At 71.0% G+C, this 24,553-nt stretch carries 19 protein-coding genes; 3 read left to right on the forward strand and 16 right to left on the reverse strand.

Going from position 1 to position 24,553, the window contains the following annotated elements; translation table 11 throughout:
* Positions 1 to 52: 52 nt before the first annotated feature.
* The 6 genes from JRI60_RS27540 to trpS form a co-directional block, all read right to left on the reverse strand.
* Positions 53 to 1,834, reverse strand: a complete 1,782-nt coding sequence (locus JRI60_RS27540) for a cyclic nucleotide-binding domain-containing protein (RefSeq protein ID WP_204218858.1) — start codon at positions 1,832 to 1,834, stop codon at positions 53 to 55.
* Between the two features lie 2 nt (positions 1,835 to 1,836).
* Positions 1,837 to 3,945, reverse strand: a complete 2,109-nt coding sequence (locus JRI60_RS27545; protein ID WP_204218859.1) for a HEAT repeat domain-containing protein — start codon at positions 3,943 to 3,945, stop codon at positions 1,837 to 1,839.
* A gap of 68 nt (positions 3,946 to 4,013) precedes the next feature.
* A complete protein-coding gene (locus tag JRI60_RS27550) occupies positions 4,014 to 6,104 on the reverse strand; it encodes a pseudouridine synthase (RefSeq protein WP_204218860.1) in 2,091 nt (696 codons plus the stop codon).
* A 31-nt stretch (positions 6,105 to 6,135) separates the two neighbouring features.
* The gene (gene scpB, locus JRI60_RS27555; protein WP_204218861.1) at positions 6,136 to 7,116 is read right to left on the reverse strand and encodes an SMC-Scp complex subunit ScpB; all 981 of its coding nucleotides are present in this window, start codon (positions 7,114 to 7,116) and stop codon (positions 6,136 to 6,138) included.
* Positions 7,103 to 7,969: a segregation and condensation protein A gene (locus JRI60_RS27560; RefSeq protein WP_204218862.1), complete on the reverse strand. Its 867-nt coding sequence runs from the start codon at positions 7,967 to 7,969 to the stop codon at positions 7,103 to 7,105. The genes scpB and JRI60_RS27560 overlap by 14 nt, the downstream gene beginning before the upstream one ends.
* 18 nt (positions 7,970 to 7,987) lie before the next feature.
* The gene (trpS, locus tag JRI60_RS27565; protein WP_204218863.1) at positions 7,988 to 9,001 is read right to left on the reverse strand and encodes a tryptophan--tRNA ligase; all 1,014 of its coding nucleotides are present in this window, start codon (positions 8,999 to 9,001) and stop codon (positions 7,988 to 7,990) included.
* Between the two features lie 234 nt (positions 9,002 to 9,235).
* On the opposite strand from trpS, the gene JRI60_RS27570 reads away from it, so the two are divergent.
* On the forward strand, positions 9,236 to 10,429 hold the full coding sequence (locus JRI60_RS27570; RefSeq protein ID WP_204218864.1) for a DUF4388 domain-containing protein: 1,194 nt from the start codon (positions 9,236 to 9,238) through the stop codon (positions 10,427 to 10,429).
* Here JRI60_RS27570 and JRI60_RS27575 read toward each other — a convergent pair.
* A complete protein-coding gene (locus JRI60_RS27575) occupies positions 10,421 to 11,023 on the reverse strand; it encodes a Uma2 family endonuclease (protein WP_204218865.1) in 603 nt (200 codons plus the stop codon). The two genes, JRI60_RS27570 and JRI60_RS27575, sit on opposite strands and share 9 nt — an antisense overlap.
* A 232-nt stretch (positions 11,024 to 11,255) precedes the next feature.
* On the opposite strand from JRI60_RS27575, the gene JRI60_RS27580 reads away from it, so the two are divergent.
* Entirely contained in the window at positions 11,256 to 13,727 is a 2,472-nt protein-coding gene (locus JRI60_RS27580) for an efflux RND transporter permease subunit (protein WP_275439005.1), read from the forward strand.
* 27 nt (positions 13,728 to 13,754) lie between these two features.
* Here JRI60_RS27580 and JRI60_RS27585 read toward each other — a convergent pair whose 3' ends face one another.
* The 8 genes from JRI60_RS27585 to JRI60_RS27620 all read right to left on the reverse strand — a co-directional run bounded on the left by JRI60_RS27585 (position 13,755) and on the right by JRI60_RS27620 (position 20,761).
* Positions 13,755 to 15,197: a DUF3943 domain-containing protein gene (locus tag JRI60_RS27585; protein WP_204218866.1), complete on the reverse strand. Its 1,443-nt coding sequence runs from the start codon at positions 15,195 to 15,197 to the stop codon at positions 13,755 to 13,757.
* Positions 15,194 to 15,511 carry a hypothetical protein gene (locus tag JRI60_RS27590; RefSeq protein WP_204218867.1) on the reverse strand — a complete coding sequence of 106 codons (318 nt, stop codon included), beginning with the start codon at positions 15,509 to 15,511 and terminating at the stop codon, positions 15,194 to 15,196. The genes JRI60_RS27585 and JRI60_RS27590 overlap by 4 nt, the downstream gene beginning before the upstream one ends.
* Before the next feature lie 209 nt (positions 15,512 to 15,720).
* Complete coding sequence (gene xerD / locus JRI60_RS27595; RefSeq protein WP_204218868.1) at positions 15,721 to 16,674, reverse strand: site-specific tyrosine recombinase XerD; 954 nt, start codon at positions 16,672 to 16,674, stop codon at positions 15,721 to 15,723.
* Positions 16,675 to 16,770: 96 nt separating this feature from the next.
* Entirely contained in the window at positions 16,771 to 17,382 is a 612-nt protein-coding gene (locus JRI60_RS27600) for an L-threonylcarbamoyladenylate synthase (RefSeq protein WP_204218869.1), read from the reverse strand.
* Positions 17,383 to 17,392: 10 nt separating this feature from the next.
* Positions 17,393 to 18,691, reverse strand: coding sequence for a cation:proton antiporter (locus JRI60_RS27605; protein WP_204218870.1), 1,299 nt, complete (start codon positions 18,689 to 18,691; stop codon positions 17,393 to 17,395).
* Positions 18,688 to 19,893, reverse strand: coding sequence for a sodium:proton exchanger (locus JRI60_RS27610; RefSeq protein WP_204218871.1), 1,206 nt, complete (start codon positions 19,891 to 19,893; stop codon positions 18,688 to 18,690). Before JRI60_RS27610 ends, JRI60_RS27605 begins: the two co-directional genes overlap by 4 nt.
* A gap of 33 nt (positions 19,894 to 19,926) precedes the next feature.
* Positions 19,927 to 20,265, reverse strand: a complete 339-nt coding sequence (locus tag JRI60_RS27615; RefSeq protein ID WP_204218872.1) for a hypothetical protein — start codon at positions 20,263 to 20,265, stop codon at positions 19,927 to 19,929.
* A gap of 37 nt (positions 20,266 to 20,302) precedes the next feature.
* On the reverse strand, positions 20,303 to 20,761 hold the full coding sequence (locus JRI60_RS27620; protein WP_204218873.1) for a general stress protein: 459 nt from the start codon (positions 20,759 to 20,761) through the stop codon (positions 20,303 to 20,305).
* 296 nt (positions 20,762 to 21,057) lie between these two features.
* Here JRI60_RS27620 and JRI60_RS27625 point away from each other — a divergent pair, with 296 nt between their 5' ends.
* Positions 21,058 to 21,855 carry a TVP38/TMEM64 family protein gene (locus JRI60_RS27625; RefSeq protein ID WP_239470850.1) on the forward strand — a complete coding sequence of 266 codons (798 nt, stop codon included), beginning with the start codon at positions 21,058 to 21,060 and terminating at the stop codon, positions 21,853 to 21,855.
* A gap of 3 nt (positions 21,856 to 21,858) precedes the next feature.
* On the opposite strand, the gene glnD is transcribed toward JRI60_RS27625, so the two are convergent.
* Positions 21,859 to 24,552, reverse strand: coding sequence for a [protein-PII] uridylyltransferase (gene glnD / locus JRI60_RS27630; RefSeq protein WP_204218874.1), 2,694 nt, complete (start codon positions 24,550 to 24,552; stop codon positions 21,859 to 21,861).
* Position 24,553 lies beyond the last annotated feature (1 nt).

Consider the following 24,553-nt stretch of genomic DNA (forward strand, 5'->3'; position numbering starts at 1 on the left):
ACCCAACGGATGGAGTCACTTAACGCACACTCTCTCCCTGTGGGAGCAGGCTTCAGAACAGCACGAGCTCCTCGTGCGGCTCCAGCGTCTCCCCGGCGACTTTCCGCGCCCCTCCACCGAGCAGCGCCTCCGTGCTGCGTTGCCGCGCATCCGACAGATCCGAGACCAGGGCGAGGATCTGCGGGTGGGTGAGGATGAGGGTGTCGAAGTCCTCGCGAGGCAGCCGCAGCAGCGAGGTGTTCCGCGCGGCCGTCACGGTGGCGGTGGCCGGCGTCTTCTGCAGCAGGGACATCTCGCCGAACAGCTCGCCCTCGCGCAGCTGTGCCAGGGGCTTGCCGCCCTTGCTCACGGCCACCTCGCCCGAGAGCACCACGTAGAGGCCGTCCACCTGGTGGCCCTCGTGGATGATGACGTCGCCCCGGCGCACCTCGCGGGCCCGGAAGCGCTCCACCAGCTCGCGCCGATCCTTCCGGCCAAAGGGCTGGAAGAGCGCCGAGGTGTTCACCACGTCCGACAGCAGCCGCTGCCGGCAGAACCGCCTCAGCGCCTTCGCCACCGGCGGGAAGCGGCGAGCCAGGTCCGCGAGCACCCGCGCGGACAGCTCCAGCACCTGCGTGTCCTCCGAGGCGCTCACCACCGAGGCCGAGCGCGGCGAGCCGGACAGCAGCGCCATCTCTCCGAAGAAGGCGCCCTCGCCCAGCGTGGCCAGCTCCCGCTGCTCCGCGCCGATCCGGCGTAGGACTCGCACCCGGCCCGCGCAGAGGACGTAGAAGGCATCGCCCCGGGTGCCCTGCTCGATGATGGTCGCGCCCTCGGGAACGCGGCGCAGCGGGCAGCGCTCGAACAGTGCGATGAAGGCGTCCCTCGGCAGGTCCGAGAAGAGCGGGATCTGCGGCAGTGCCCCCTCGGTCGAGGTCGGCTCGCTGACGTGCTCCTCGGCCGAGGCTGGCTCCGGGTGCTGCTCGGCTCCCGCGAGCGCCGCCAGTTCCACCGCGTGCAGCAGGGAATGGGCCTCGATCGTGAGCTCCGTGAAGGGCGTGCCGCCCGGCACGGGAGGCTGGAAGTCCACCCCTTCCCGAGGCGTGAAACGCTCGATGCGCGGAGGAGCGGCGGGTCTCACCGCGGCCACCGACGCGGGCTGGGGCGGAGGCTCCGCCGGGGTCGCGGGCTGGACCGCCTGGAATTCGCCCGTGCGGCGGGGGCGCAGCCCGGGCGGAGCGGCCTGCGCCACGGTGGGCGGAGGGGGCGGCGGGGGCTCCTCGCCGCCCTTCTCCGCGTCGCTGAGATCCAGCTCCACCTCGACGCCCGGCGAGGGCTCGGCACCCGCGTCCTCGACGTCCAGCTCCACCTCGACGGAGGCGTCTGAGGCCTCCTCCCGGGCCAGGGTCTCGTCGATCTCCGGAGGCAGCTCGATGTGCAGCGCCGCCCGGGGAGCCGGAGCCTCGGCGGCCACGGCCTGCTTCACGGGGGCGGGCGCCACCGGCTTCGGCGTCAGCGCGCGAGACGCTCCCCCGGGTCCACCACGGCGGGCGTAGAGGTTGGCGAGCATCTGCTGGACGCCCTGGTGCGCCGGGTCCAGCTCCAGCACGAGCTTGCTGGCGGCGATGGCGCGCGGAAGGAAACCCTCGCGCGCGAAGCCCTCGGCGGCGACCTGGTAGGCGACGATGGCCCGGGCGCCGTTGCCCGCCTTCGCCCACGCGTCTCCCAGCCGCAGCCGCGACTGGAAGTCCTTCGGGTCCAGCTGACAGTACTCCTCGAAGAGTTCGGCGGCTCGGGAGAAGCGGCCCTTGAGGAGGGCTTCGTTGGCTTTGTCCCTGAGCTGCCGTGGCTCCATGTTCAGCGTGCCCCCTCCGCTGCTGTCGTCGTCTTCGCCAACGCCGACACGGCGGCTTCCCGGACACGACGGTAATAGTCACTCTTGAGCGCGTCCAGTGCCTCGGCCTGGGAACCCGTGCCGATCCTCGCCAGCGCCCCCGCCGCCGCCGCCCGGATCTCCGGGAGATCATGGTACAGGTCGCGCGCCACCACCTCGGCCGCCGAGCCGTCGCCGATCTCCGCCAGGGCGTTGAGCAGCTCGCGCCGGCCCAGGCTCGAGGAGTCCTCCAGCGCCTTCACCAGCGTGGGCACCGCCTCCTTCGCCTTCATCTTGCCCAGCAGCGACACGGCCAGCACCGACTCGGGGCCGCCCTCGGTCACCACCTTGCGCAGCGGCTCCACCGCGGAGGCCGGCGCGCCCGTCCGGCTCAGCGCATCGAGCAGCACCAGCTTCTCGCTGCTGATCTGCGGCAGCACCTCCATCAGCGCGGACTGTCCGGCCTCGCCCTGCTCGGCGAGCGCCTGCGCCAGGGCCTTGACCAGATCCCTCTCGGCCTCGAACAGGCCCGCCTTGGCGATGGCCACTCCCTCGGGCCCCAGCCGCGTCAGGCCCACTAGGGCGGCCGTGCGCAGCGTCACGCTGGAGTCCCCGGCGAAGCCCTTGAGCAGCTCCAGCGCCCCGGGCGCCTTCACCGCCGCGAGTGCGCGCAGCAGCCCGGCCAGCGGCTCGAACTGGGGGGAGTCCACGTCGTCGAAGAGCTCGGTGGGCACGCGCTGCTGCACCACGGGCCGGCCCAGGCCGCGCGCCTTGGCCGCGTTGAGCGCCTTCACGCGCGCCAGCAAGCTGGTGTGCTTCTCGCCCTTCTGCTTCTCCTTCTCCACGTCCGGCTGGGAGGGATCGAACCCCGGCCCGTAGCGCTCGGGCAGCGCCTGGGAGACCCAGTCCTGGCGGAGCGCCTTCACGGCGGCCAGCTCCTGCTCGAAGGCCTTCTGCAACACGGGCGCCGCGGAGACATCCCCGATGGCCGCCGCCGCGTCCACCGCGAGCGCGCGCAGCGTGGCGTCGCCCTGGGTGATGTAGGGCAGCACCTTGGGCAGCGTGTCCTTGGCCGCGGGGCCGAGGCCGATCACCGCCTGCAGTCCGCCAGCGGCGGTGGAGGCCCGCGACAGACGATCGACGATGGGCTCGAGCGGGCAGCCACCGCGCTCGCGCATCGCCCGGGCAACGGGGATGGCCTCGGAGCTCACGGCATCGAGCACGATGGCGCACAGCACGGCATCCGTCTGCGGCTGGCGCGGCATGTCGAGGAGGGCGTCGATGGCCAGGGGGCTCACGGAGCTCTTCTCCACGGCCACGGCCTGCAGCCGGGGAATGGCCTGGGGCTCCTGCAACCGGACGAGCGCGGTGATGGCGGCCTCGCGCAGCTCGGGGAAGCTCTCGTCCAGCAGGGGGAGGATGGCGGGCACGGCGCGCTTGTCGCCCAGATCGCCCAGTCCCCGCACCGCCGCGGCGGCGAGGATGACCTGGCTGTCACGCACCAGCGGCAGCAGCCGGTTGAAGGCCTCGGGCCGGCCGCTCTTGCCCAGCTCCTCGGCGGCGCCCACGCGCTCGGGCAGCGCCCCCTCGGTGAGCGCCAGCAGGTTGCGATCCCAGATGCCCTTGGACTCGGCGGCGACGACCTCGGCCATGGCGCCCGGCACGTTGGCCTGCTTGAGCGCCTGGACGATGACCTGCCGCGTCTGGCGGCCCCGCCGGCCGTACTGGAGGGTCAGGTAGGCCTTGGCCTTGTCGTTCTTCACCTGCGACAGGGCCATGGCGGCCTTGCCCTGGACGTCCACGTCGGAGTCCTCGAGCAGCTCGCCGAGCAGGTCCACGATACGGGCATCCTGACTCTTGCCGAGCGCCACGGCGGCCTCGCCGCGGACGATGGAGGCCATGTCCTTGGCCGCGCGGGTGAAGAGGGCGAGGTCGTCGGGGCGGGCCTCTTCGGCCAGCTTCTTCACGGCCAGGGCCCTCACCTCCGGGCGAGGGCTCTGCAGATCCGCGAGGAGCTGATCCCGACTGCCACTGCACCCGGCGTTGACGAGGAGGGCCAGGACGACGAGGAATTTACGCGCGCCGGTTCGCATCGTTCTCCGGGGAGGGAAAGCGTGAGACGCGGGCGGTTATATCAGCGGCGCGCGTGACCGCCCACGACTCAGCGACCCTTACGGGGCCCTCGTCCCCTCGGCGGCCCACCAGCACCCCGAGGACCGGCGGAGCCGCGAGGCCCACCGGCGCCACGCGGGCCACCGGCGCCGCGAGGTCCACCGGCCCCCCGAGGTCCACCGGCGCCACGAGAGGGACGCGCGTTCCACTCGGGTTTGGGCTCCTGGCGCTTCTTGGCGCGCCAGTCCACGAAGGAGCCGGAACCCGCGCCCGCCTCCTCGCCCGCCGGGCGTGCCGCACCGCGGCGTGCCGGGCGTCCCTCGTCCCCACCACCCCACGTCTTGCGCGCCGGCCGGCCCTCGGCTCCACCCGCCGCGCCCCATGTCTTGCGCGCCGGACGCGCGCCAGCCTCGCCGCGAGGCCCGGGACGAGCACCGCGCTCGCCGCGCTCCTCACCGCGCGGAGCCCACTCACGACGCTCCGGACGAGGACTGCGCGCGGGAACACGACGCTCGGCGCTCCCACCCGCGAACGGCGTGCGCTCGGCACGGTCACCGCCACGCGCCTCACCCCGCGGAGCCCACTCGCGACGCTCGGGACGAGCACCACGCTCGCCGCGCTCCTCACCTCGAGGCTTCCACTCGCGACGCTCCGGACCCGCACCACGCGCCGGCCCACGACGCTCGGCACCCGCGCCGAACGGCTTGCGCTCGGGACGCGCGCCAGCGCCGAACGGCTTGCGCTCGGCACGGTCACCGCCACGCGCCTCACCCCGCGGGGCCCACTCGCGACGCTCGGGACGAGCACCGCGCTCACCGCGCTCCTCTCCCCGAGGCTTCCACTCGCGACGCTCCGGACCCGCACCACGCGCCGGCCCACGACGCTCGGCACCCGCGCCAGCGCCGAACGGCTTGCGCTCGGGACGACCACCGCGCGCGGGCGCACGACGCTCGGCGCTCGCGCCGAACGGCTTGCGCTCGGGACGGCCACCCCGCTCCCCACGCTCCTCGCCCCGAGGGGCCCACGCCTTGCGCTCGGGACGGCTGCTCCGCTCCTCACGCTCCTCACCGCCGGACAGGCCCTCCTCCTGCTCGTCCTCGCGAGGCGTCCACGTGCGGCGCTCGGCTCGGCCACCCGCGGCTCCACGGAACGCGGGCCGGGAGCCACCCTCCCCTCGCGGCGCAGACTCCCTGCGCTCGGGCCGGGCAGCGGCGCGCGCCGGACGCTCCGCCTTCGCGCCCTTGCGCTCGGGACGCTCCGTCCGGGCGGCCCGCTCGGGCTTCGCCGCCGCACGCGGCTTCACGGGCTCGGGAGCCTCCTCGCCGAAATCCTCGTCGTCCATGTCCGACTCGAAGCCCGGCGCCGAGCGCCCATGGCGCCGCGGCGGCAGCTTCAGCTCGCGCTCCGGCGGCGAGGCCTTCCCGTCGGCCACTTCCTGAAGCATGCGCACCTGGTTCTCGCTGAGCGGCCGCAGCTCACCGGGGCGCAGGCCCTCGACGGTGATTCCCGCGTAGGACGGCCGGTACAGACGCACCACCGGGTAGCCCACCGCGGCGCACAGCCGCTTGATGAGGTGCGGGCGGCCCTCGGCCACCACCAGCTTCAGCCAGGTGTTGCGCTCGGCCTGCTCGAAGACCTCCACGGACAGCGGCGTGGCCATGCCGTCCTCCAGCCGCACGCCGCCGCGCAGCTTCTCCAGCGAGGCCGCGTCCGGCGTGCCCTTCACCTTCGCCAGGTACGTACGCGGCACCTGGAAGCTGGGGTGCGTCAGCTTGTGCGCCAGCGCCCCGTCGTCCGTGACGAGCAGCGCCCCTTCCGCGTCGTAGTCCAGCCGGCCCACCGGGAAGAGCCGCTTGCCGGTCTCCTCGAGGTAGTTGGCCACCGTGGGGCGGCCCTGCGGATCCGACAGCGTCGTCACCACGCCCACCGGCTTGTAGAGGAGGTAGTAGGTGGACTCCTCGGGGGGCGAGACGAGCTCGCCGTCCACCGTCACGAGATCCCCCGGCTCCACCTTGCTGCCGAGCTCCGTAATCTTCTGGTTGTTCACCGTCACGCGGCCCCCGGTGATGAGGTCCTCCGCGTGCCTGCGCGAGGCCACGCCCGCGCGGGCCAGGTACTTCTGCAAACGTTCAGACGCCATTACCGCCACCTTCCACTTCTTCGCCCACCCGTCAAGCAGGCTCTGAGCCCTTTTCGCCCTCCTCGGAGGGCGGCGGGGTCGGGTTCAGGACACTGGAAGCGACCTTCTGGGTCTTGTCCGCCTCGGACATGGCCGCCTCCAGCTCCTCGAGCGCGGCCTCGGATGCCGCCACGCTCTTCTCCATGCGCTTCTGGAACTCCGGGTCCGCCAGCGTCTCCACGGTGCCACTGGCACCCGGCGCCGACGGCCGTTCCTTCTCGACGATCTCCTGGTGCTCCTGCGTCAGCTCGTGGAACTCGCGCAGCGTGGGCAGGGCGGAGAGATCCTTCAGGGCGAAGAACTCGAGGAACTCGCGGGTCGTCCCGTACAGCATGGGCCGGCCCACCTCCTCCTTCTTGCCGAGGATCTTGATGAGCTTGCGATCCAACAGGGCCTTGATGACGGCGCCGCAGTCCACGCCGCGGATGTCCTCGACCTCCGGGCGGGTGACGGGCTGCCGGTAGGCGATGATGGCCAGCGTCTCCACGGCGGCGCGGGTGAGGCGCTGGGGCTTCACGCGCAGGTAGCGCCGCACGTACTCGCCCGAGTGCGGATCCGTGCGGAACTGCCAGCCGCCGGCCACCTCGTACAGGACGATGCCGCTGATGCCGTCGCGGTGGAGGCCGGAGATCTGGTTGAGCGCCTCCTGGATCTTCTCTCGGTCGATGCCCGTGGCCTCGAAGAGCTGATCCAGATCCAACGGCTTCTCCGCCACGAAGAGCACGCTCTCCACCACGGTGCGGACGCGCTCCGGGGAGAGGTTGCGGCTCTTCTGGACGAGCTTCTCGAAGGACGACTGGAGGTCGGGGACCTCGTCGGCCTCGATGGTGGCGACGTCCGAGTCCTCCAGCTCGTCCTCGTCACCGGGGCCGGTGACGGCGGCGATCTCCTCCTCGGTGAAGGGGCTGGGGCCGCCGGAGCCGCGCGACGGCTTGCCGCCGGGGTTCTCGGGGCCTTCGTTACCGGTACTCACTCTCGTCCACCTCCGTGGGGACCAGCCGCTCCAGGGCATCCCCGTTGGGCGTGAGCAGGATGTCCGCCAGGGGAGCCTCCTGGCTGACCTTGATGAGCCGCCGCTTCACCATCTCCAGGATGGCCAGGAAGGTGATGACCACCTCCTGACGGGTACGTTGCTCATCGAAGAGGCTCTCGAACGTGCACGGCGCCTGGGCGCGCAGGCGCTCGGCGATGCGGAGGATGGCCTCCGAGAGGCTCACCTTCTCGCGCACCACCTCGTGCTGCAGCTTGGGGGTCAGGCGCTCCAGCACCCGGTCGAGCGCCTCGATCAGCTTGAGGACGGAGAACTCCTGCAGGCCCACCTCCTCCTCGGGGATGGGCACGGCCTCCACGGGAACGCGGCGCGGGAAGACGTCGCGATCCAGGATGTCCTGCATGGCCAGCTGCTCGGCGGCGTCCTTGTACTTCTGGTACTCGAGCAGGCGGCGCACCAGCTCGGCGCGCGGGTCGCCCGCGTCCTCCTGCTGCAGCTCCGTCACCGCGTCCGTGGCCTGCTCCGCGGTGTCCTGGCGCGGCAGCAGCATGCGGCTCTTGAGGTGCGCCAGGGTGGCGGCCATCACCAGGAACTCGCCGGCGATGTCGAGGTTGATCTCCCGCATGCGCTCGAGGTGCTCGAGGTACTTCTCGGTGACGAGCGCGAGCGGGATGTCGAAGATGTCGAGCCGGTGCTCCTTGATGAGGTGGAGCAGCAGGTCGAGCGGGCCCTCGAAATTGGGCAAGGCGACCCTGAAGGCGTCGCCCGGACTGCGGGGGACGTCCGCCTCGAGGGTCTCCTCGGTGGGAGGGGCGCTGCGACGGCCTGCGCTCACCAGACGTCCTTCACGGGCTCAGGGAATGCCCACGGCGCGGCGCACCCGCTGCATGAGCCGGGACGCCTCGGCACGGGCCCGCTCGGCGCCATCCTGGAGGATGCGCTCGAGCTCGGCCGGGTCGCTCAACAGCTCCTGGCGGCGCTGGCGCGCCGGCCCGAACGTCTCGTGGAACGCCTCGAGGAGCAGCTTCTTGTAGTCGCCGTAGCCCTTGCCACCCGCGCGCCAGGAGGCATCGACCTCCTTGAAACGCGACTCGGGCAGCATGACCTTGAGCAGGTCGTACAGGGGGGCGTTCTCGGTGGGCTTGGGCGCCTCGACGGGGGTGGAGTCCGTCTTGACGCTCATGATGCGCTTCTTGATCTCCTTCTCGTCGCCGAAGAGCTCGATGGTGTTGCCGTAGGACTTGGACATCTTCTGTCCGTCCACGCCGGGCACCACGGCGGTGCTCTCCTGGATGCGCGCGGTGGGCAGCTTGAGGATGCCGGGAGCGTGCCCCTTCTCCTTGCCCTCGGGATCCTGCGGGTCGTACCCGGGCACGTAGGTGACGTTGAACTTCACCGCCCAGTCGCGGGCGAACTCGATGTGCTGGATCTGATCCCTGCCCACCGGCACGGCGTCCGCGCTGTAGAGCAGGATGTCGGCGGCCATCAGCACCGGGTAGGCGAAGAGGCCGAAGTCCGGGCTGATGCCCTTGGCCACCTTGTCCTTGTAGCTGTGGGCGCGCTCCAGGTGGGCGTGCGGCACGACGGTGCCGAGGATCCAGTTGAGCTCCAGGACCTCCTTCACGTCGCTCTGGCGGAAGAGCACGGCCTTCTTGGGATCCAACCCGAGCGACAGGTAGGCGACGGCGGCCTCGCGCGTGAGCTCCTCGGCCTGCTTGGGATCGCGCACGGTGGTGAGCGCGTGCAGGTTGGCGATGAAGAAGTAGGCCTCGCCCTCATCCTGGAGCTGAACGAACTGACGCAGGGCACCGTAGTAGTTGCCAATGTGCAACCGGCCCGACGATTGAACTCCCGAGAGAATCCGCATGACTCCGACGCCTATACACGAAGGGGGTGACAGCCCTGGTTCGCACACCCAGCGCTGCCCTGCAACTTTCCTGCGACCCCACCCCACCTTTCGCGATCGCCCGCCTGCTCCCCGGTCAGCCCGATTACTGGGGAGTTCTTGGGACGCGAGACAAAGGTGTGTGAAATCAAAGGGTTGAGCTGAGGGGCGGGGTCCGCTACGGTGTGCTTCCCCCCGCGAGAAGGAAGTCGTCGAATGGAGCGCTTCAAGGGCAACCTGGCCACGTACCGGCTGCAGTTACTGATGCCCGCGTTCTTCGAGGCGCCAGCGCTGGACGGGATGTTGAAGGTGGAGCGGGCGGCGGTGCGCAGGCACTTCTTCCTGCGGCACGGGCGGCTGGTGGGAGAGAGCTCGAGCGAGCCGATGGAGCACCTGGGGCAGGTGCTGGTGCGGCTGGGAATCCTGGACGCGACGCGAGCGGCGGCGGCCTTCGACGCGGCGGAGACGGCGGGGAAGCCCTTCGGCACGGTGCTGGTGGAGCGGGGGCTGGTGTCGAAGGCGCGGCTGGTGGAGGCGCTGGAGCACAAGACGCGCGAGGCGCTCTTCGACTGCTACGGCTGGGAGTCGGGCGAGGTGGAGTTCCGCCCGGGGTTGCCGCCGTTGGGGCCGGCGGTGGAGCTGCAACTGGGCCTGAAGGAGCTGCACCGGGACGCGCTGGCGCGGCTGCGCGAGTGGAAGGTGTTCTGGGAGCTGTTCCCGGGGCCGGACACCACGTTCCAGGTGTACCGGGAGTTCGCGGTGGAGACGGTGTCGGCGGTGGAGGAGCACCTGCTGCACCTGGCGGCGAAGGGCGCGACGCTGAGCGAGCTGCTGGCGGCGGCGCCGGAAGGTCCGCTGCACGGGGCGAGATGGGTGCTGCGCCTGTACCGGCGCGGGGCGCTGACGCCGCGGAGGCCCGAGGGCCCGAAGGTGGGCGAAGCAACGCGGCTGGCGGATCTGCTGGCGCTGGCGAGGGGACTGGTGGAGGCGGGCCGGTACGAGGAGGCGGTGAGCGTGGCGGCGCAGGTGCTGGAGCGGGCGCCGGTGCCGGAGGCACACGCCCTGTACCGGGAGGCGGAGGTACGGCTGACGGTGGCGCTGGCGGACGAGGTGCTGGAGCTGGACGGGCGGCTGTACTTCGAGCCGTTGCCGCGCCCCACGCCGGCATCACTGACGGCGGACGACCTCTACCTGTACGCGAAGCTGAGGGGCAGCCGGAGCGTGCGCGAAGTGCTGCACAACGCGGCGATGGGCGAGCTGGCGGCGTACCGGGCGTTGAGGCGGCTGATGGACGCGGGGATCGCCCGGGTGATGCCCGACAACAGCGGGATGCCGAAGCGGCGCACGAAAACAGACCCCTACGGGACACCCGTGTATGTCCCCTCTCCCTCTGGGAGAGGGCTAGGGTGAGGGTATAGGAGCCCGTGTGGCTCCAGTCCGTGGCAACCACAGCGAGCCCAGCGTCAACGGGACCGAATCAAACGGTTCGGCGAGCACCTCTCCGTGGCCGCTGTAGCTGCTCACGAGCACCCAGTCCCGCGCCTGGCGACGGCGGATCTCCAGGGTGCGCGTCAGCGGATCGATGAACCAGACATGACTCACGCCCTCGCGGTGGTAGAGCGGTAGCTTGCGCTCCCTGTCGACGTGAACGGTGGAGGGCGAGAGGATCTCGCACACCCAATCCGGAGCCACCGTGGCGAAGGGGGCCTCCATGAAGGAGGGGTCCGGCATCCGATCGCGGCGCCATCCCGCGAGGTCCGGCACCAGGACATTCTTCCCGAAATGGAGTTCTGGCTCGCAAAGGAGCCACCAGCCCCTGCCAGGCTCTTGCTGTCCCAGGTCGAAGGTCGTGGCCAACAAGGCACTGAGAGTCAATCCCACCCGCGCATGAGGCATGGCCGGGCGTGGCGAGGCCACCAGCTCGTCGTCCAGAAGCTCCCCTACCCACCCGACAGGCAGCGCCTCGATGTCCTCGTAGGTCGCTGGCTTCTTCCCCTTCCCCATCGTCGCCTCCTACTTCCGTGGTCAGAATCCGCGAAGCGGCCCTCCGCATCCGCGTCCGCTCGATACTACACCCGATTCTGACCTCGGCGGTAGTGTCCAAACCCTCTTCCGTAGTCTTTCAAATTGTTTCAATGCCCTGTTGGTACTTGGGGTTGGCATGAATTCGTGACACAGAAGGGACAGTAGGAGACCGGGGAGTGCCAGACCCGGTTCGCTCCACCTGCGAGGGCCCTTGCGCTTCCATCTGGATCCCACTCGAGGAATCGAGCGTTTCGCCGCGCTGTCGTACCGCCGGCCTGGTCTGGTTCTCACGTGTGTCGTGGCCGTGGCGCTGCTGGCGGGGCTGCTCGCCTCACGGCTCGTCTTCCATGGCTCCTTCGTGGAGCTGCTCCCGGCGCACACCCAGGAAGTGCGCGAGCTGGAGGCGGTGTCGCACAAGGCTGGAGGTGACGGCTACCTGGTCCTGCGCGCCCGGGGAGCGGGCCAGGAGACCCTGCGCCGCTTCGCCCACGCCCTGGCCCCCCGGCTGGAGGCGCTGGAGGAGGTCCGCTACGTCGAGTTCCGCTACGACACGCGCTTCTTCGAGGATCGCGCCCTGCTGCTCCTGTCGGCGCAGCAACTGCGGGCCCTGCGCGAGGATTTGGAGGCCACGGTCCAGAAGCAGAAGCTCGCGGCCAACCCGCTCTTCGTGCCGCTCGACGAGGAGCCCTCCCCTCCCCTGTCGCTCGAGGAGATCGCCCGCCGGCATGCGCCTCGCGCGATGGTGCGCGAGTACCTGAGCCCGGAGGATGGCAGCGAGCTGTACCTGTTCGTGAAGCCCTCGGGACTGGCCGGAGACCTGGTCTTCGCCCAGCGGCTGTTGACGCGGGTGCAGACCACGAGCGCCGAGGTGGCGCGGGACTTCCCCGGGGTGGAGACGGACGCCACGGGCGCGCACGCGCTGCGGCTCGAGGAGGACCGGAGGATGCGAGCGGACCTCACGCGCTCCTCGGTGCTCTCCTGTGCCATCGCGGCGCTCATCGTCGTGCTGTCCTGCCGGCGCCCCACCGCGCTCCTCGTGGTGGGAGCGCCCGTGGGCGTGGGCCTGCTCGTCACCTTCGCGCTGGCCCAGCAGACCATCGGCTACCTCAACATCATCACCGGCTTCCTCGTCGCCATCCTGATCGGACTGGGCATCGAGTACGGCCTGCACCTGGTGATGCGCTACGCCGAGGAGCGCCGCCAGCTGGCCGCCGGCGAGGCGCTGCGCGAGGCCGTGCTGGGCACCTGGAAGGGCGCGCTGACGTCCGCCTGCACCAACGCCGCCGCCTTCGCCGCGCTCATGCTGGCCGAGTTCCAGGCCTTCGCCCAGTTCGGGTGGATCGCCGCCGCGGGCGTGTTGTTCACCGTGCTGGCCACGTACCTGATCGGCCCCGCGCTCATCGCCCTGACCGAGCGGCTCCGGCCGGCCCGCGCGGAGGCCCCGCTGCCGGCCCGGCCGTCCCGCGGCCCGAGGTGGTCCCTGCCCCGGGGCGCGCTGGTGGGCATCGTCGTGGGAGTCGGCGCGCTGGTCGCCTACTCCGCCACGGTGATGAACACGGTCGGCTTCGAGCCCGACATGCGCAAGCTGCGCGGGGAGTTCGCCGCCACCCGGCTCGATGATCGCATCATCTCCCAGCTGGGCCGGCGCCACTCGCCCACCGTCTTCCTCACCCAGGACGTCTCGCAGGCGGGCCAGCTCGCCGCCACGCTGCGGGAGCTCGAGGCCCGCCACGGCGAGGATCGGACCTTCGCGGAAGTGGTCTCCCTCAGCGACTTCCTGCCGCGCACCGGCGCCGACGTCGAGGCGGAGCGTGCCGCGCTGCGTGCTTTCGCCCAGCGCCTGCCCGAGAGCGTGCGGAGCTCGGAGAAGCTGGGCCCCGCGGTGCGCCGCCTGGAGGCCCTCCTGGATGCCCGGCCCCATGGCGTGGAGGAGCTGCCGCCCGAGGTGCGCCGCCGCTTCAGCGCGCTGGATGGCGAGGGCAGCTTCGTGCTCGCCTTCAAGCGCGAGTCGCTCTCCGACACGGACGCGCTGCACCGCTTCGGCGAGCAGATGGGCGAGCTGCGGGAGGCGGCCGCGGCCCGGGGCCTCCAGTTCCAGGTGCTCGACTCCAACCTCATCGCCTACCGCATCTTCGAGCTGGTGCGGCAGGATGGTCCCTGGCTGCTGCTCGCCGCCGGGCTCGCGGTGTTCGCGATGATGGTGGCGAGCCTGCGCAGCGTGCGCCGGGCGGCGCTGGTGGCGGGGCCCCTCTACATCGGGCTCGCCTGTCTGCCCGCGGCGATGCACCTGTACGGGCTCAAGCTCAACTTCATCAACGCGGTGGTGCTGCCCAACCTGCTGGCGATCGCCGTGGACAACGCGGTGCACCTCTACCACCGCTACCGCGAGGAGGGGCCGGGCTCGCTCCCCCACGTGGTGCGCACCACGGGTGTCGCGGCGGTGGTGGCCACGCTGTCCAATGCCGCGGGCTACGGCGCGCTGCTCACGGCGCGACACCCGGGGCTGCGCTCCATCGGGGAGCTCGCGCTGCTGGGGGTGGCCTGTGCGTTCCTCGGCACGACGGTGCTGTTCCCGGCCGTGCTCGCGCTGCTCGAGCGTCGCGACCCCCGCGCCTCGGATGACGGAGAGGACCTCATGCCCCTGCCGGCCGAGGTGGAGACCGACGAGGAGCCCTCCGTGTGACAGGCGGCACCACGGCCCCGGGAAGACTCAGGGGCTCGCGGTGCCAAAGCCGTCGTCGGACATGTAGCTCAGGTTCAGGTGCAGGCCGCTGCCACCGATGGCATGGCGGCTGTCCGGACCGAAGTCCGAGACCCGCAGGGCCATGGGCAGCTCGAGCCCCACCGCGAGCCGGGGCGCGACCCGGAGTCGGCCCTCCCAGGTGATGTAGGTGATGGACTCGAAGCCCTGCCGGGGTTCCGTGTACGCACCGCTCACCCACCAGTTCCTGGCCTGGACCCGGAGCATGCCCAGGCCCCTGCGCACGAGCTTCGCCTCCAGGAGCGACTGCACGCCCGGACCGATGTGGTAGTCCCGGACGAGCTCCGTCTGTGATTCCAGGTCGAGGCTCCCCGCCGCGGCGAAGCCCAGCCCCGCCAGGATGGCCGTGCCCTGCAGCGACGTATTCTGGCCGAGTCGCGCTTGCAGCGTCGTCCCGAGCCCCACCCCCACGGACGACACCCGCATGATGTCGTTCGCGCCGAAGTCGTAGAGGCCGAACATCCCCCAGAGCCCGCGCGCCGAGCTCGTCTCCCCTCCGTACTGGGCTCCCGCGACCAGTCCCCGGATGTAGAGATTGGCCATCGAGACCCCGGGGAAGGTCACCCCCGCACGCGCCTCGAAGTAGGAGAAGGGGTGGCGGTAACGCCATTGGGGATCGCCCGGTGCGCCGTAGACGAGCTCCCCCGCCAGGGAGACCTGGGGCCCCTGGCTCAACAGGAGCCGGGGGGCCCCTCCGGCCCTCTCCAGGAACCGGGTCCTCAGGCTCACGCCCGGGTTGAGCTCGGCGTAGAGGGGCGGAGACCGATCGATGTCCCCCGGTGACATCTCTCCACCGAAGATCCAGTCATTCAAGGAGGACGCCGGGCTGACGAGCACTCCCGCGAGCCTCCGGGGGACGCTCACCTGCCCCCCGGCATCCTCCATCAGGAAACGGTACGTGCGGTGGAGTACCTCGCCCAGGAAGACTCCGCCCAGGGTCGTGGTGATCTGATCGTTGATGGAAGGCGGCTCGTTCTCCGCGAAGTACTCCCACGAGAGACTGGCCAGGAAGGTGTAGAGGCTCGCCTGCCAGAAGGGCACTCCCGACGACCGCGCCGAGGCGAAGGTGAAGGAGCCATGGTACGGGTGGCCGAACTGGTTGGTGACGAAGTGATCGACATCGAAGGTCCAACCATCCGATCCATCGAGATGGCTGCGCACCGTGTCCCAGGAGATGATCGCGAACTGCTCACCCGAGATGAGGTTGTGGAAGGCGAAGATGCCGAGGTTCATCGCCGTCGCCTCGAGGGCCGGAACGATGTAGTTGCGGCGCACGGGCGCATCCGCGGGCAGCTCGGTCACCGGTGACTCCGGCACGAGGGCCGGAGGAGCCTCGGCGCTCGCGAGCGTTCCCCAGAGGCACAGCACCCCCAGCAGCCCGCCCCCTCTCACTGGAAGGTCCCCGTCAGGGAGACTCCGCCGCCATGCGGAGCGACCATGACGGACGCGGACACCGCGCTCGGCCGCTCCGGAGCCCAGCTCCACATGACCGCCGCGACCCCCACGGCGCACGCCCCGACGAGTGTCAGCGCCATCCCTCCCAACTGGTACTGCTGAGCGCTCCGCATCGCCGGCTGGATTTCCGAGGGGACCCGGCTGCTCGGGGCGGCGGTTCCCTGCTGAACGTTGCCGATGATCCAGAAGACCGTGCCGGTCAGCGCCAGGGACGCGCCGACTCCGGCCATGAGCGGGGCTCGTGCCCGCATGGGAGAGGGCGATGCAATCTCGACAGTTGGAGCGGACCCGGTCTCTTGCGGAGAAGCAGCAGGCGCCGGGGCCGTGCCCATCAGGGCGGCGAACAGAAGGGTGGTGAGCATGTACATCGATCCGAGGTGATGAAATCGCAACGGATGTATGTACCCGCGGGTGGCATTGCCACTGGAACGCCCACTGCCGAACCCATTTTCGACAGTTCCTACTCGCCCCCTGCCTTCTTCCGGGCAGCGCGCCCGCCCATGACACCGCCCCGGCCGCGCACATCGTCTCCACGCGGGTGGGCACTGTCGTACACGGCCCGCAGCCGCGCGCCGTTCACGTGCGTGTAGATCTGCGTGGTGGCCAGGTCCGCGTGGCCCAGCATGGCCTGCACCGCGCGCAGATCCGCCCCGCGCTCCACCAGGTGCGTGGCGAACGAGTGCCGCAGCTTGTGCGGTGACAGCGGCTTGCGGATGCCGGCCTTGAGCGCGTAGCGCTTGAGCAGCTTCCAGAAGCCCTGCCGTGTGAAACCGTCTCCACGCGGAGTGACGAAGAGCGCCTTCGATTCGCGCTCGCCCAGCAGCACCTGCCGCGGCCCCTCCAGGTACGCCCGCACCTTCTCCGCCGCGATGCTGCCCACCGGGACGATGCGCTCCTTGGCGCCCTTCCCCTTCGCCACCAGATAGCCCGCGCTCAACTGGATGTCGTTGATGCCCAGGCCCACCAGCTCGCTCACGCGCAGGCCGGTGGCGTACAGCACCTCCAGCATGGCCTTGTCCCGGAGGCCCACGGGCGTGCGCTCGTCCGGCGAGGCGAGCAACTGCTCCACCTCCTCGAGCGTGAGGAAGATGGGCAGCTTGCGCGCCGAGCGCGGCGTGTCGAGGTCCTCGGTGGGATCCTTCTCCACGTACTTCTCCGCCACGAGGAAGCGGTGGAAGCCACGGATGGCCGCCAGGTGCCGCGCCTGGCTGCGCCGGGACAGCTTGCGAGTGTTGAGCGTCGTCAGGTGCCCGGAGATGTCGTCCGGCTTGACGCGCGCCACGTCCGTGAGGCCCTTGCGCTTCAGGTCCGCGAAGTACACCGACAGGTCCGCGGCATAGGCGTCCACCGTCTTGCCGGACAGCCCGCGCTCGGCACGGATGAAGGCGATGAATGCGTCGAGGTAACCTTCCATCGTGCGTGCAGGGTAGCCCAGAGGGGGGCGCCGGCAATCTTCCGGAAGACCCTCACCCCCCGCCCTCTCCCAGGGGGAGAGGGAGCATGCGAAACCTCAGTCCAGCTGGCCCTTGCCCTGCCTCAGCACCTCGATCTGATCGCCGATCAGCGACACCACCGTCGAGGGCTCCATCAGCTTCACCCCGCCATCCAGGATGAGATCCAACCCGTGCCCCAGGACGTCCTTGATGTCCCGGGCGTCGATGAGGGGCTCGCCCTCGTCATTCGTGGCCGAGGTCGTCACGATGGGCCGCCCCAGGGCCGCCGCGAGCGCCCGCGCCAGCCCCGAGTCCGGCACGCGGATGCCCACCTGCTTCTGCTTCGACATCATCACCTCGGGCACCAGCCGCGTGGCCTCGAGCACGAACGTGAAGGCCCCGGGCGTCAGGCTCTTCATCGTCCGGTACGCGAAGTTGCTCACGTGCGCGTACTTCGCCACGTCCGACAGATCCGGGCACAGGAAGGACAGCGGCTTCTTCCTGTCCCTCCCCTTGAGCTGGTACAGCCGCTCCACGCCCTTCTTCGAGCCCAGGTCGCACCCCAGGCCGTAGTAGGTGTCCGTCGGGTAGGCGATCACCCCTCCGCTGGAGAGCACCTCCACCGCGCGCTGCAGGTGTCTGGGCTGCGGGTGCTCCGCGTTCACCTCGATGATGGGTGCTGCCGCCATGTGTGACTCCTCAGGCTGTCCCCTGCGCCTCGTCGGAGTGGATCTCCCCGCTCCGCTGGAGGGCACGCCGGGTGAGGACGGGGCCGATCAGCTCGTGGGCGGTGATCATCGCCACGATGAGCACCTCCACCTGCGGCCCGAAGTCCGGGAAGGTTCGAGAGATGAGCGCCGCCAGCCCGAAGGTGACGCCCGCCTGCGAGATGAGTCCCATCCACAGGTAGCGGCGCAACCGCGGATCCTCCGCCGGGGCGAAGCGCCGGCACGAGCCGTAGATGGCCAGCGCGCGCAGCGCCACCAGCAGCAGGGCCGCCGGGCCCACCGTCATGAGCGCGTCCAGCTTGAGCCCCGCCCCCGCCGCGGCGAAGAAGAGCGCGAAGACGGGCAGCCCCGCGCGCTGGATGGCGTGGTGGATGCGCTCGCCCTCGCGCTCGTCCAGGTTGGCGATCAGCGCCCCGGCCGACAGCGACACCAGCAGCGGTGAGAGGTGCAGGTGCGAGCCGGCCTCGGCCGACACGAAGCACAGCGCCACCAGGAAGAGCGGTAGCTCGTGCTTCACCCGCCGCATGTACAGCAGCATCACCAGGGCCAGCACGCTCCCCACCAGCACCGAGCCGAACAGCTCCCACACCACCCCGCCCAGCAGCCCTCCCACGTCCAGCCCACCGCCGAAGCTCGCCCGCGTGAAGCCCGCCGCCACGGCGAAGCCCACCATGACGAGCAGATCCCCGATGATGACCAGCGCCATGAGGAACTCGGTGAAGCTGCCGCGCGCGCTCGTCTCCTGCACGATGGCGATCGTCACCGTGGGCGAGAAGGACACCACCACCGTGGACACCAGCGCGCTGACCGCCAGGGCCTGGGACACCGTCATGGGCGCGAGGAAGGGCAGCAGCGGCTTGAGCGCGAAGAGCACCCCGAAGATGGCCAGGAAGGTCACCCCGCACACCGCGGTGCACAGGGCCGCCACCCGGGTGCCCACCCGGCGGATGAGCCCCAGTTGCAGCTCCGTGCCCGCCACCAGCGCGATGAGGCTCACCGCCAGCCCCTTCACCAGCTCCAGCCCCTTCACGCCCGCGCCGGGAATGAAGCCCAGGGCGTAGGGCCCCACCGCCACGCCCACCAGCAGGTAGCCCGTGAGGCGCGGCAGGCCCAGCCCCTTGGCCACCTTCCCCGCGAACAGGCCGCACAACAGCAGGGCCCCCGCGGCGAGCGTCACCGACGTGCCCGTGTCCACGCGCCACGTCTGGGCCCGACCGATAGCCGCCAGCACCACCACCAGCAGCAACAGCCGGAGGATCGCGCCCTTCATGATCCGCCTCCCCGCGCTGGCGCCGCCGCCGGCTCCAGCGCGTAGCGGAAGGCGCGGCTGCCGAGCAGCTCGTTGAAGACGGCCCCCGCCACCACCACGTCGAAGACGCGCTGGGACAGCGGTCCCGGCACCAGCGACAGGTACTCCGCCACCAGGCACAGCGCGAGCCCGCCCTGGGCGATGAGGGCGTAGCCGAGCCGCGGCGGCAGCGCCAGCGTGCCCCCGGCGATGCGCTGCGCGATCGAACCTCCCAGCACCTTGCCCAGGAAGCGCAGGCCCAGGAACCCCGGCAGCAGCGCCCAGGCCATCATGTCGCGCGCCTGGACGTGGGCGCCCACCAGGAAGACGAGCAGCAGATACGCCGGGCGCTCGAAGCGGCCCAGCACGCGCGCCGCCCGCTCCACGGCCCGGCCGCCCACCAGCGCCAGGGTCGCCCCGCAGGCCACTCCCGCCAGCAGCGCCGAGATGCGCAGGTACGCCGCCGCTCCGGACACCAGCGCCACCCCGCCCAGCAGCACCGCCATCAACTCGCCCTGGTCGTTCAGCCCGTGCATGAGGAAGGACAACAGGGCCCCACACGCCATGCCCAGCAGCAGCGCGAGCAGCACCAGTCCCAGCCCCGCCAGGGGATTGACCGCCGCGCCGAAGACGAGCGCCAGCACGAGCACCCCCAGGCCCACCACGTCATCCAGCATGGTGAGCAGCGCCACGGACAGCCCGCGCCGGCGATCCATGCGTCCGCTGCGATAACCCAGCACCGCGAAGTGGCCCGAGGACAGGCTCGCCGCCGCCCCCAACAGCGCCGCGGCTCCCACCGCCGCCTCGGGCGACAGGTTCATGGTGAAGAGAAGCGGACCGGCCAGGGGCAGCGCCACCCACAGGAAGGCCGTCCCGGCGTGGGCCAGCGCCGCCACGTACACCTCGCGGGGCAGCAGCCGCAGCAGCCGGGGCTCCAGGTTGACGCCGATGATGACGCCCGCCACGCCGACCCCCAGGGCGAGCACCGGCCGCAAGGCCGTCAGGTCGCTCCCGGACAGGACGCCGAGCGAGCCAGGCCCCAGCACCGCGCCACAGGCCAGGAAGAGCAAACCACTGGCGGCGAGCTGGGCGAGGGCCGGGAAGCGCCCCGGGTCCAGCACCGTCCGGCTGGAAGCCAGCAGCGAGAGCGCCGCGATGGAGAGGAAGACGAACAGCGCCTGCACGGGTTGGGTGCTTACACCTCTCCGGGGGCGCCGTCACTCCCGGCGATGCACGGGGGCGCCGATCACTGGCAGGGCCACCAGACGGCCCATCGGGGGGTCGTCCGCGTCCATCTCCAGCTGGACGCGCTGGACGAGCCGCTCCACCTCCTCGGCGGGGAGGGTGGGCATCAGGCTCACCAGGATGAGCTGGTCCTCATCCGCCCCGAGCGCGAGTCCGCGCAGGCCGGCGAAGACGGGCACCTCGGCCGACAGGGTGGCCATGGCGCTGCGAGCCCGGATGACCAGCGGCTCCGGGATACCGAAGTCCCGAAGCCGCCGGATGGCCCGTTCTGGTTGGTCCGCGTGGTCGAGGAACGCGAGGAAGAGGTACACGACCCGTGTCTATCCGGTCCGCGGCCCTTTCGTCACGTTACTCGCTACGGCCTGGGCTCGACTCATCGGGAGGCGCCGCCGGAGATGACGCCGGCTCCTCCTGCTGCTGTGTGCCCGTGCCCGCGCTTTCCTGCTTCTCCATGGCCGCGCGAGCCGCCCGCTTGCCCTCCTCGATGAGCTTCTTGACCTTCTGACCGCCCTTGCGGCCGATCTCCTCGTAGAAGTTCGGACCCCGCGTGGCCTTCACCCGGTCTCCGCCCTTCTTGCCGATCTCCTCGTAGAACTTCGCGCCGCGCTCGGCCTTCACGGTTTCGCCGCCCTTGCGGCCGATCTCCTCGTAGAAGGAGCGGCCCCGTTCGGCCTTCACCGTGGCACCGCCCTTGCGGCCGATCGTCTCGTAGAACTCCCGGCCGCGCTCGTTGCGCACGGTCTCGCCGCCTTTTCGGCCCGCCTCGGCCACCGTCATGCTGCCCTTGTTGTCCTTGTCCTGCTGCATGTCTTGCCTCCTCCTACTGACTCCCCCTTCCCCGCGAGGGTGCCCCTTGCCTGAAAACTTGGGACGGAAGCGCCCCGATGCAAGCAAGCTCCGTACACCGCCAGCCGTTCACGCCGGACAGAGCACATCCAAAACCCCAATGATTTTGGGGGGTTGGGGGTACACGCTGTCCCGGCGGGCGTGACTACGGCCTGCCCGCCCGGACGCTTCAGTGTCAAGAACACACCAGTTCGCATTGCCGATTCCCGTTAGCTGTCCCACCTTTCCCGCCGATCCAGCCTGGGAGGCATGGCGTGATGGGTGGCGGCGGTGGCGGTTTGAAGATGTGGGTCCGGATGCTGGCACCAGTGCTGGCCTCGATCGCGGGGCTCACGATGCTGCGGCTGCTGGGCCCGGACTTCATCAACCAGAAGGATCTGCACGCCTTGCTCGCGCCGATGGGCAAATGGGCGCCGGTGGCGTTCATTCTCTTCCTGGCTGTGAGGCCGGTGACACTGCTGCCCGGGCAGGTGTTCACCGCGGTGGGTGGGATGATTTTCGGCACCCGGGCGGCCACGCTCTATTCACTGGCGGGCAGCTTCCTGGCCACGTTGCTGATTTTCGCGTTGTCTCGCTGGTTGGGAACGCGGCTGATGAAGCGCATGGCGGGCAGCCGCTATCCGGTCATCACCCGGGTGGCGAAGCGGCACGGCTTCAAGTTCGCCCTGCTCACGTGCATCAACCCGCTGCTGCCCACGGACGTGATGATCGCGGCGGCGGCGTCGGCCAAGGCGCGCTTCTGGCCGCTGGTGCTGGGGGTGCTGCTGGGCACCGTCCCTGGTACCCTCCTCACCGCGCAGTTCGGCAGCGGCCTGGCGCAGGGCCACACGGTGGCGACGGTGGTGTCTGGCGTGGGGATGGTGGTGTCGCTGGTGCTGGGCGCGTTGCTCGGCCGCCGCATCTTCCACGAGCTCAACGAGGAGGAGCCGTCGGAGGGCCAGGACGAGCAGTCCCAGCCACGGGAGTCCCATCGTCACCCGCCGCTCGCGGCGAAGGGCCGGATCGGCCAGCCGGCGCTGTCGACCTTCCAGGAGCTGCCGCCCGCCGGTCCGTGAGGCTCACGCGCGGGTCTCCGCGCCCTCGCGCTCCAGGGACTCCAGGGCCTCGGTGATCGCCCCCACCAGCGCGGCCTCGTCGGGGGCACCCTCGACCTTGGCGCCCTGGCGGGTGACGTAGAACGAGTCCATCGCGCGATGGGCCTCGGTGGCCACCTTGGCGACGGCGATCTGCGCGCCCGCGCGGGTGAGGGCCGAGGAGATGGCGTGCAGCAGGCCGACCCGGTCCTGCGTCACCACGTCCACCACGGTGAAGTCCCGGGAGGCGCGGTTGTCCACCGTCACCTTGGGAGCCACGGGTGGCAGGGGCCGCTGCAGGAGCGAGCCCGGGCGGCGGCGCCGCAGCACCTCCTCGATGGTGGCCTGGCCCGTGAGGACACGGATCAGGTCCGTCCGGGCCATGCGCCAGCGCGAGCGATCGAGCAGCATCCCGTGCGGAGGCCGCACGTCGAAGACGTCCAGGGCGAGCCCATCGGAGGTGGAGACGATGCGCGCGGAGAGGATGTCGATGCGGTGGGCGGACAGCACGCCGGCGAACAGCGAGAGCAGACCGGGCCTGTCCCGGGCCGCGAGGGACAGCTCGCTGTAGCCGGCCTCGGGGTGGTGGCGCAGGGCGGCGGCCAGGGGCCGCCTCCGGGCACACGCGAGCAGCCGTCCGTGGAGCGTGGCGCGCGACGGATCCGTCCCGAGGAAGTACCGCTCGGGGAGCACCTGCCCGAGCTCGCGCGCCCGGGGCTCGCCGAGCACGCGGGACCAGCGCGCATGGAAGTGCTCGCGGACGCGCTCGGAGGGAGGCGCGCCCGAGGGGGCCGCCGTGCCGACGAGGTAGGCCCGGGCCTTGTCGTACAGCTCGCGCAGCAGCTGGGCCTTCCAGCCCGTCCACATGCGAGGCCCCACCGAGCTGATGTCCGCCCAGGTGAGGAGGTAGAGGCAGGTGAGCTTCTCCACGTCGCCCACCTGGCGCGCGAAGTCGGCGATGAGGGCCGGGTCGCTCAAGTCCCGGCGCTGGGCGGTGTGGCTCATCACCAGGTGGTCCTTCACGAGGAACTCGGCCACCTCGCGCTGGCGGGGCGAGAGGCCCAGGCGCTCGCCGAGGGCCACCATCAACTGCCGGCCCTTCTCGGAGTGGTTGCCGCCCATCCCCTTCCCCGCGTCGTGCAGGAGCATGCCGAGGTAGAGCGGGAGCGGATCCTTCAGGTCGCGCATCTCGCGGGAGAGCTCGGGCTCCTGCTCCACCAGGTCTCCGGCGCGCAGGGCGTAGAGGCGGCGCACGGCGAAGAGCGTGTGAACGTCGACGGTGTACACGTGGTACAGGTCGTGCTGGTGGTGGGCGGTGACGCGGCCGAACTCGGGCACCACGGCGCCGAGCACCCCCGCGTCATGCAGCTCGAAGAGGAGCTCGCCGCGAGTGCCCGGCCGCGAGAAGAGGGCCTTGAAGGCGGCGGACACGGCGGGCGTGGCGCGAGCGGCCTCCAGCGCCGGGAGGGCCTGCACCGCCTGCGCGCGGGCCCATGAGTAGAGGGGCAGTCCGTTCTCCTCGGCGGTGCGGAAGAAGTCGAGGATGGAGGCGGGCTCGCGGGTGAAGAGGCTCGGATCCGACAGGGTGAGCTTGCCGCGGAACACCTTGAAGGCGCCGATCCGGCGCTCGGAGAGGGCGAGCTTCCGAGCGTGGCTGAGCTCCTCGCAGCGGGAGATGAGCGCATCGGCGGCCTGGCGGATGGCGTGGGCGGCCAGGTAGTAGTCGCGCATGAAGGCCTCGACGGGCAGCACGGGGCCCTGCTGGTAGCCGAGGAAGCGCGCCACCTCCTCCTGGAGGTCGAAGGTGAGCCGGTCCTCCTTGCGTGCGCGCAGGAAGTGGAGGTGGTGGCGGATGCGCAGGAGGAAGTCGCGGGCCGCCTTGAGGCGCGTCACCTGCGAGCCGGGGAGGATGGACTGCTGCAGGAGCCCGGTGAGGCCCCGGGTGCGGAAGCGCACGCGGGCGATCCACAGGGCCGTCTCGAGATCACGCAGACCACCATCGCCCTGCTTGAGGTTGGGCTCGAGGAGGAAGACGGAGTCACCATAGCGCTCGCGGCGGGAGCGCAGCTCCTGGACCTTGTCCTGGATGTAGGCATCCGCGTGGAGGGTGAGGAGCTCGGGGAGGACGTCCTCGGAGAAGAGCGAGAAGACGGCGGCGTCGCCGGTGAGGAAGCGCGAGTCGAGCAGCGCGGTGCGGACGGTGTGGTCGGCGTCGGCGGCGCGGAGACACTCCTCGGGGGCGCGGGCGCTCCAACCAACGGCGCGCTTGAGATCCCACAGGAGCGTGGGGAACGCACGGGCCAGAGGCGCCACGGCCTCCTCGGAGACGTCGGGCCCGCGCAGGAGGAGCAGGTCCAGATCCGAGTGGGGAGACAGCTCGCGGCGCCCGTAGGAGCCGAGCGCGACGAGGGCGAGGTCGGGGGGCGCGTGGAGCTCGGCGGCGAGCTCGGTGAAGAGCCCGTGGATGAGGCGGTCGGTGGCGGCGGAGAGGAGCCGGCAGGTGGACAGGCCGGCGGCGCCCTCGCGGTGGAAGGCCTCGACACGGGCGTGAGCGTCGCGGAGGTAGTCGCGGGCGCGAGCCAGGCGGTTCTCGGGACCGCCGGGGGGGAGCTCGGGGAGCGAGCCGAGGACCTCGCGGTGGGTCGGCGGAGGCGGCGACGGGATGGACGGGACGCTCATG

It is taken from the genome of Archangium violaceum, from assembly GCF_016887565.1.
GTDB classification, from domain to species: Bacteria; Myxococcota; Myxococcia; order Myxococcales; family Myxococcaceae; genus Archangium; species Archangium violaceum_B.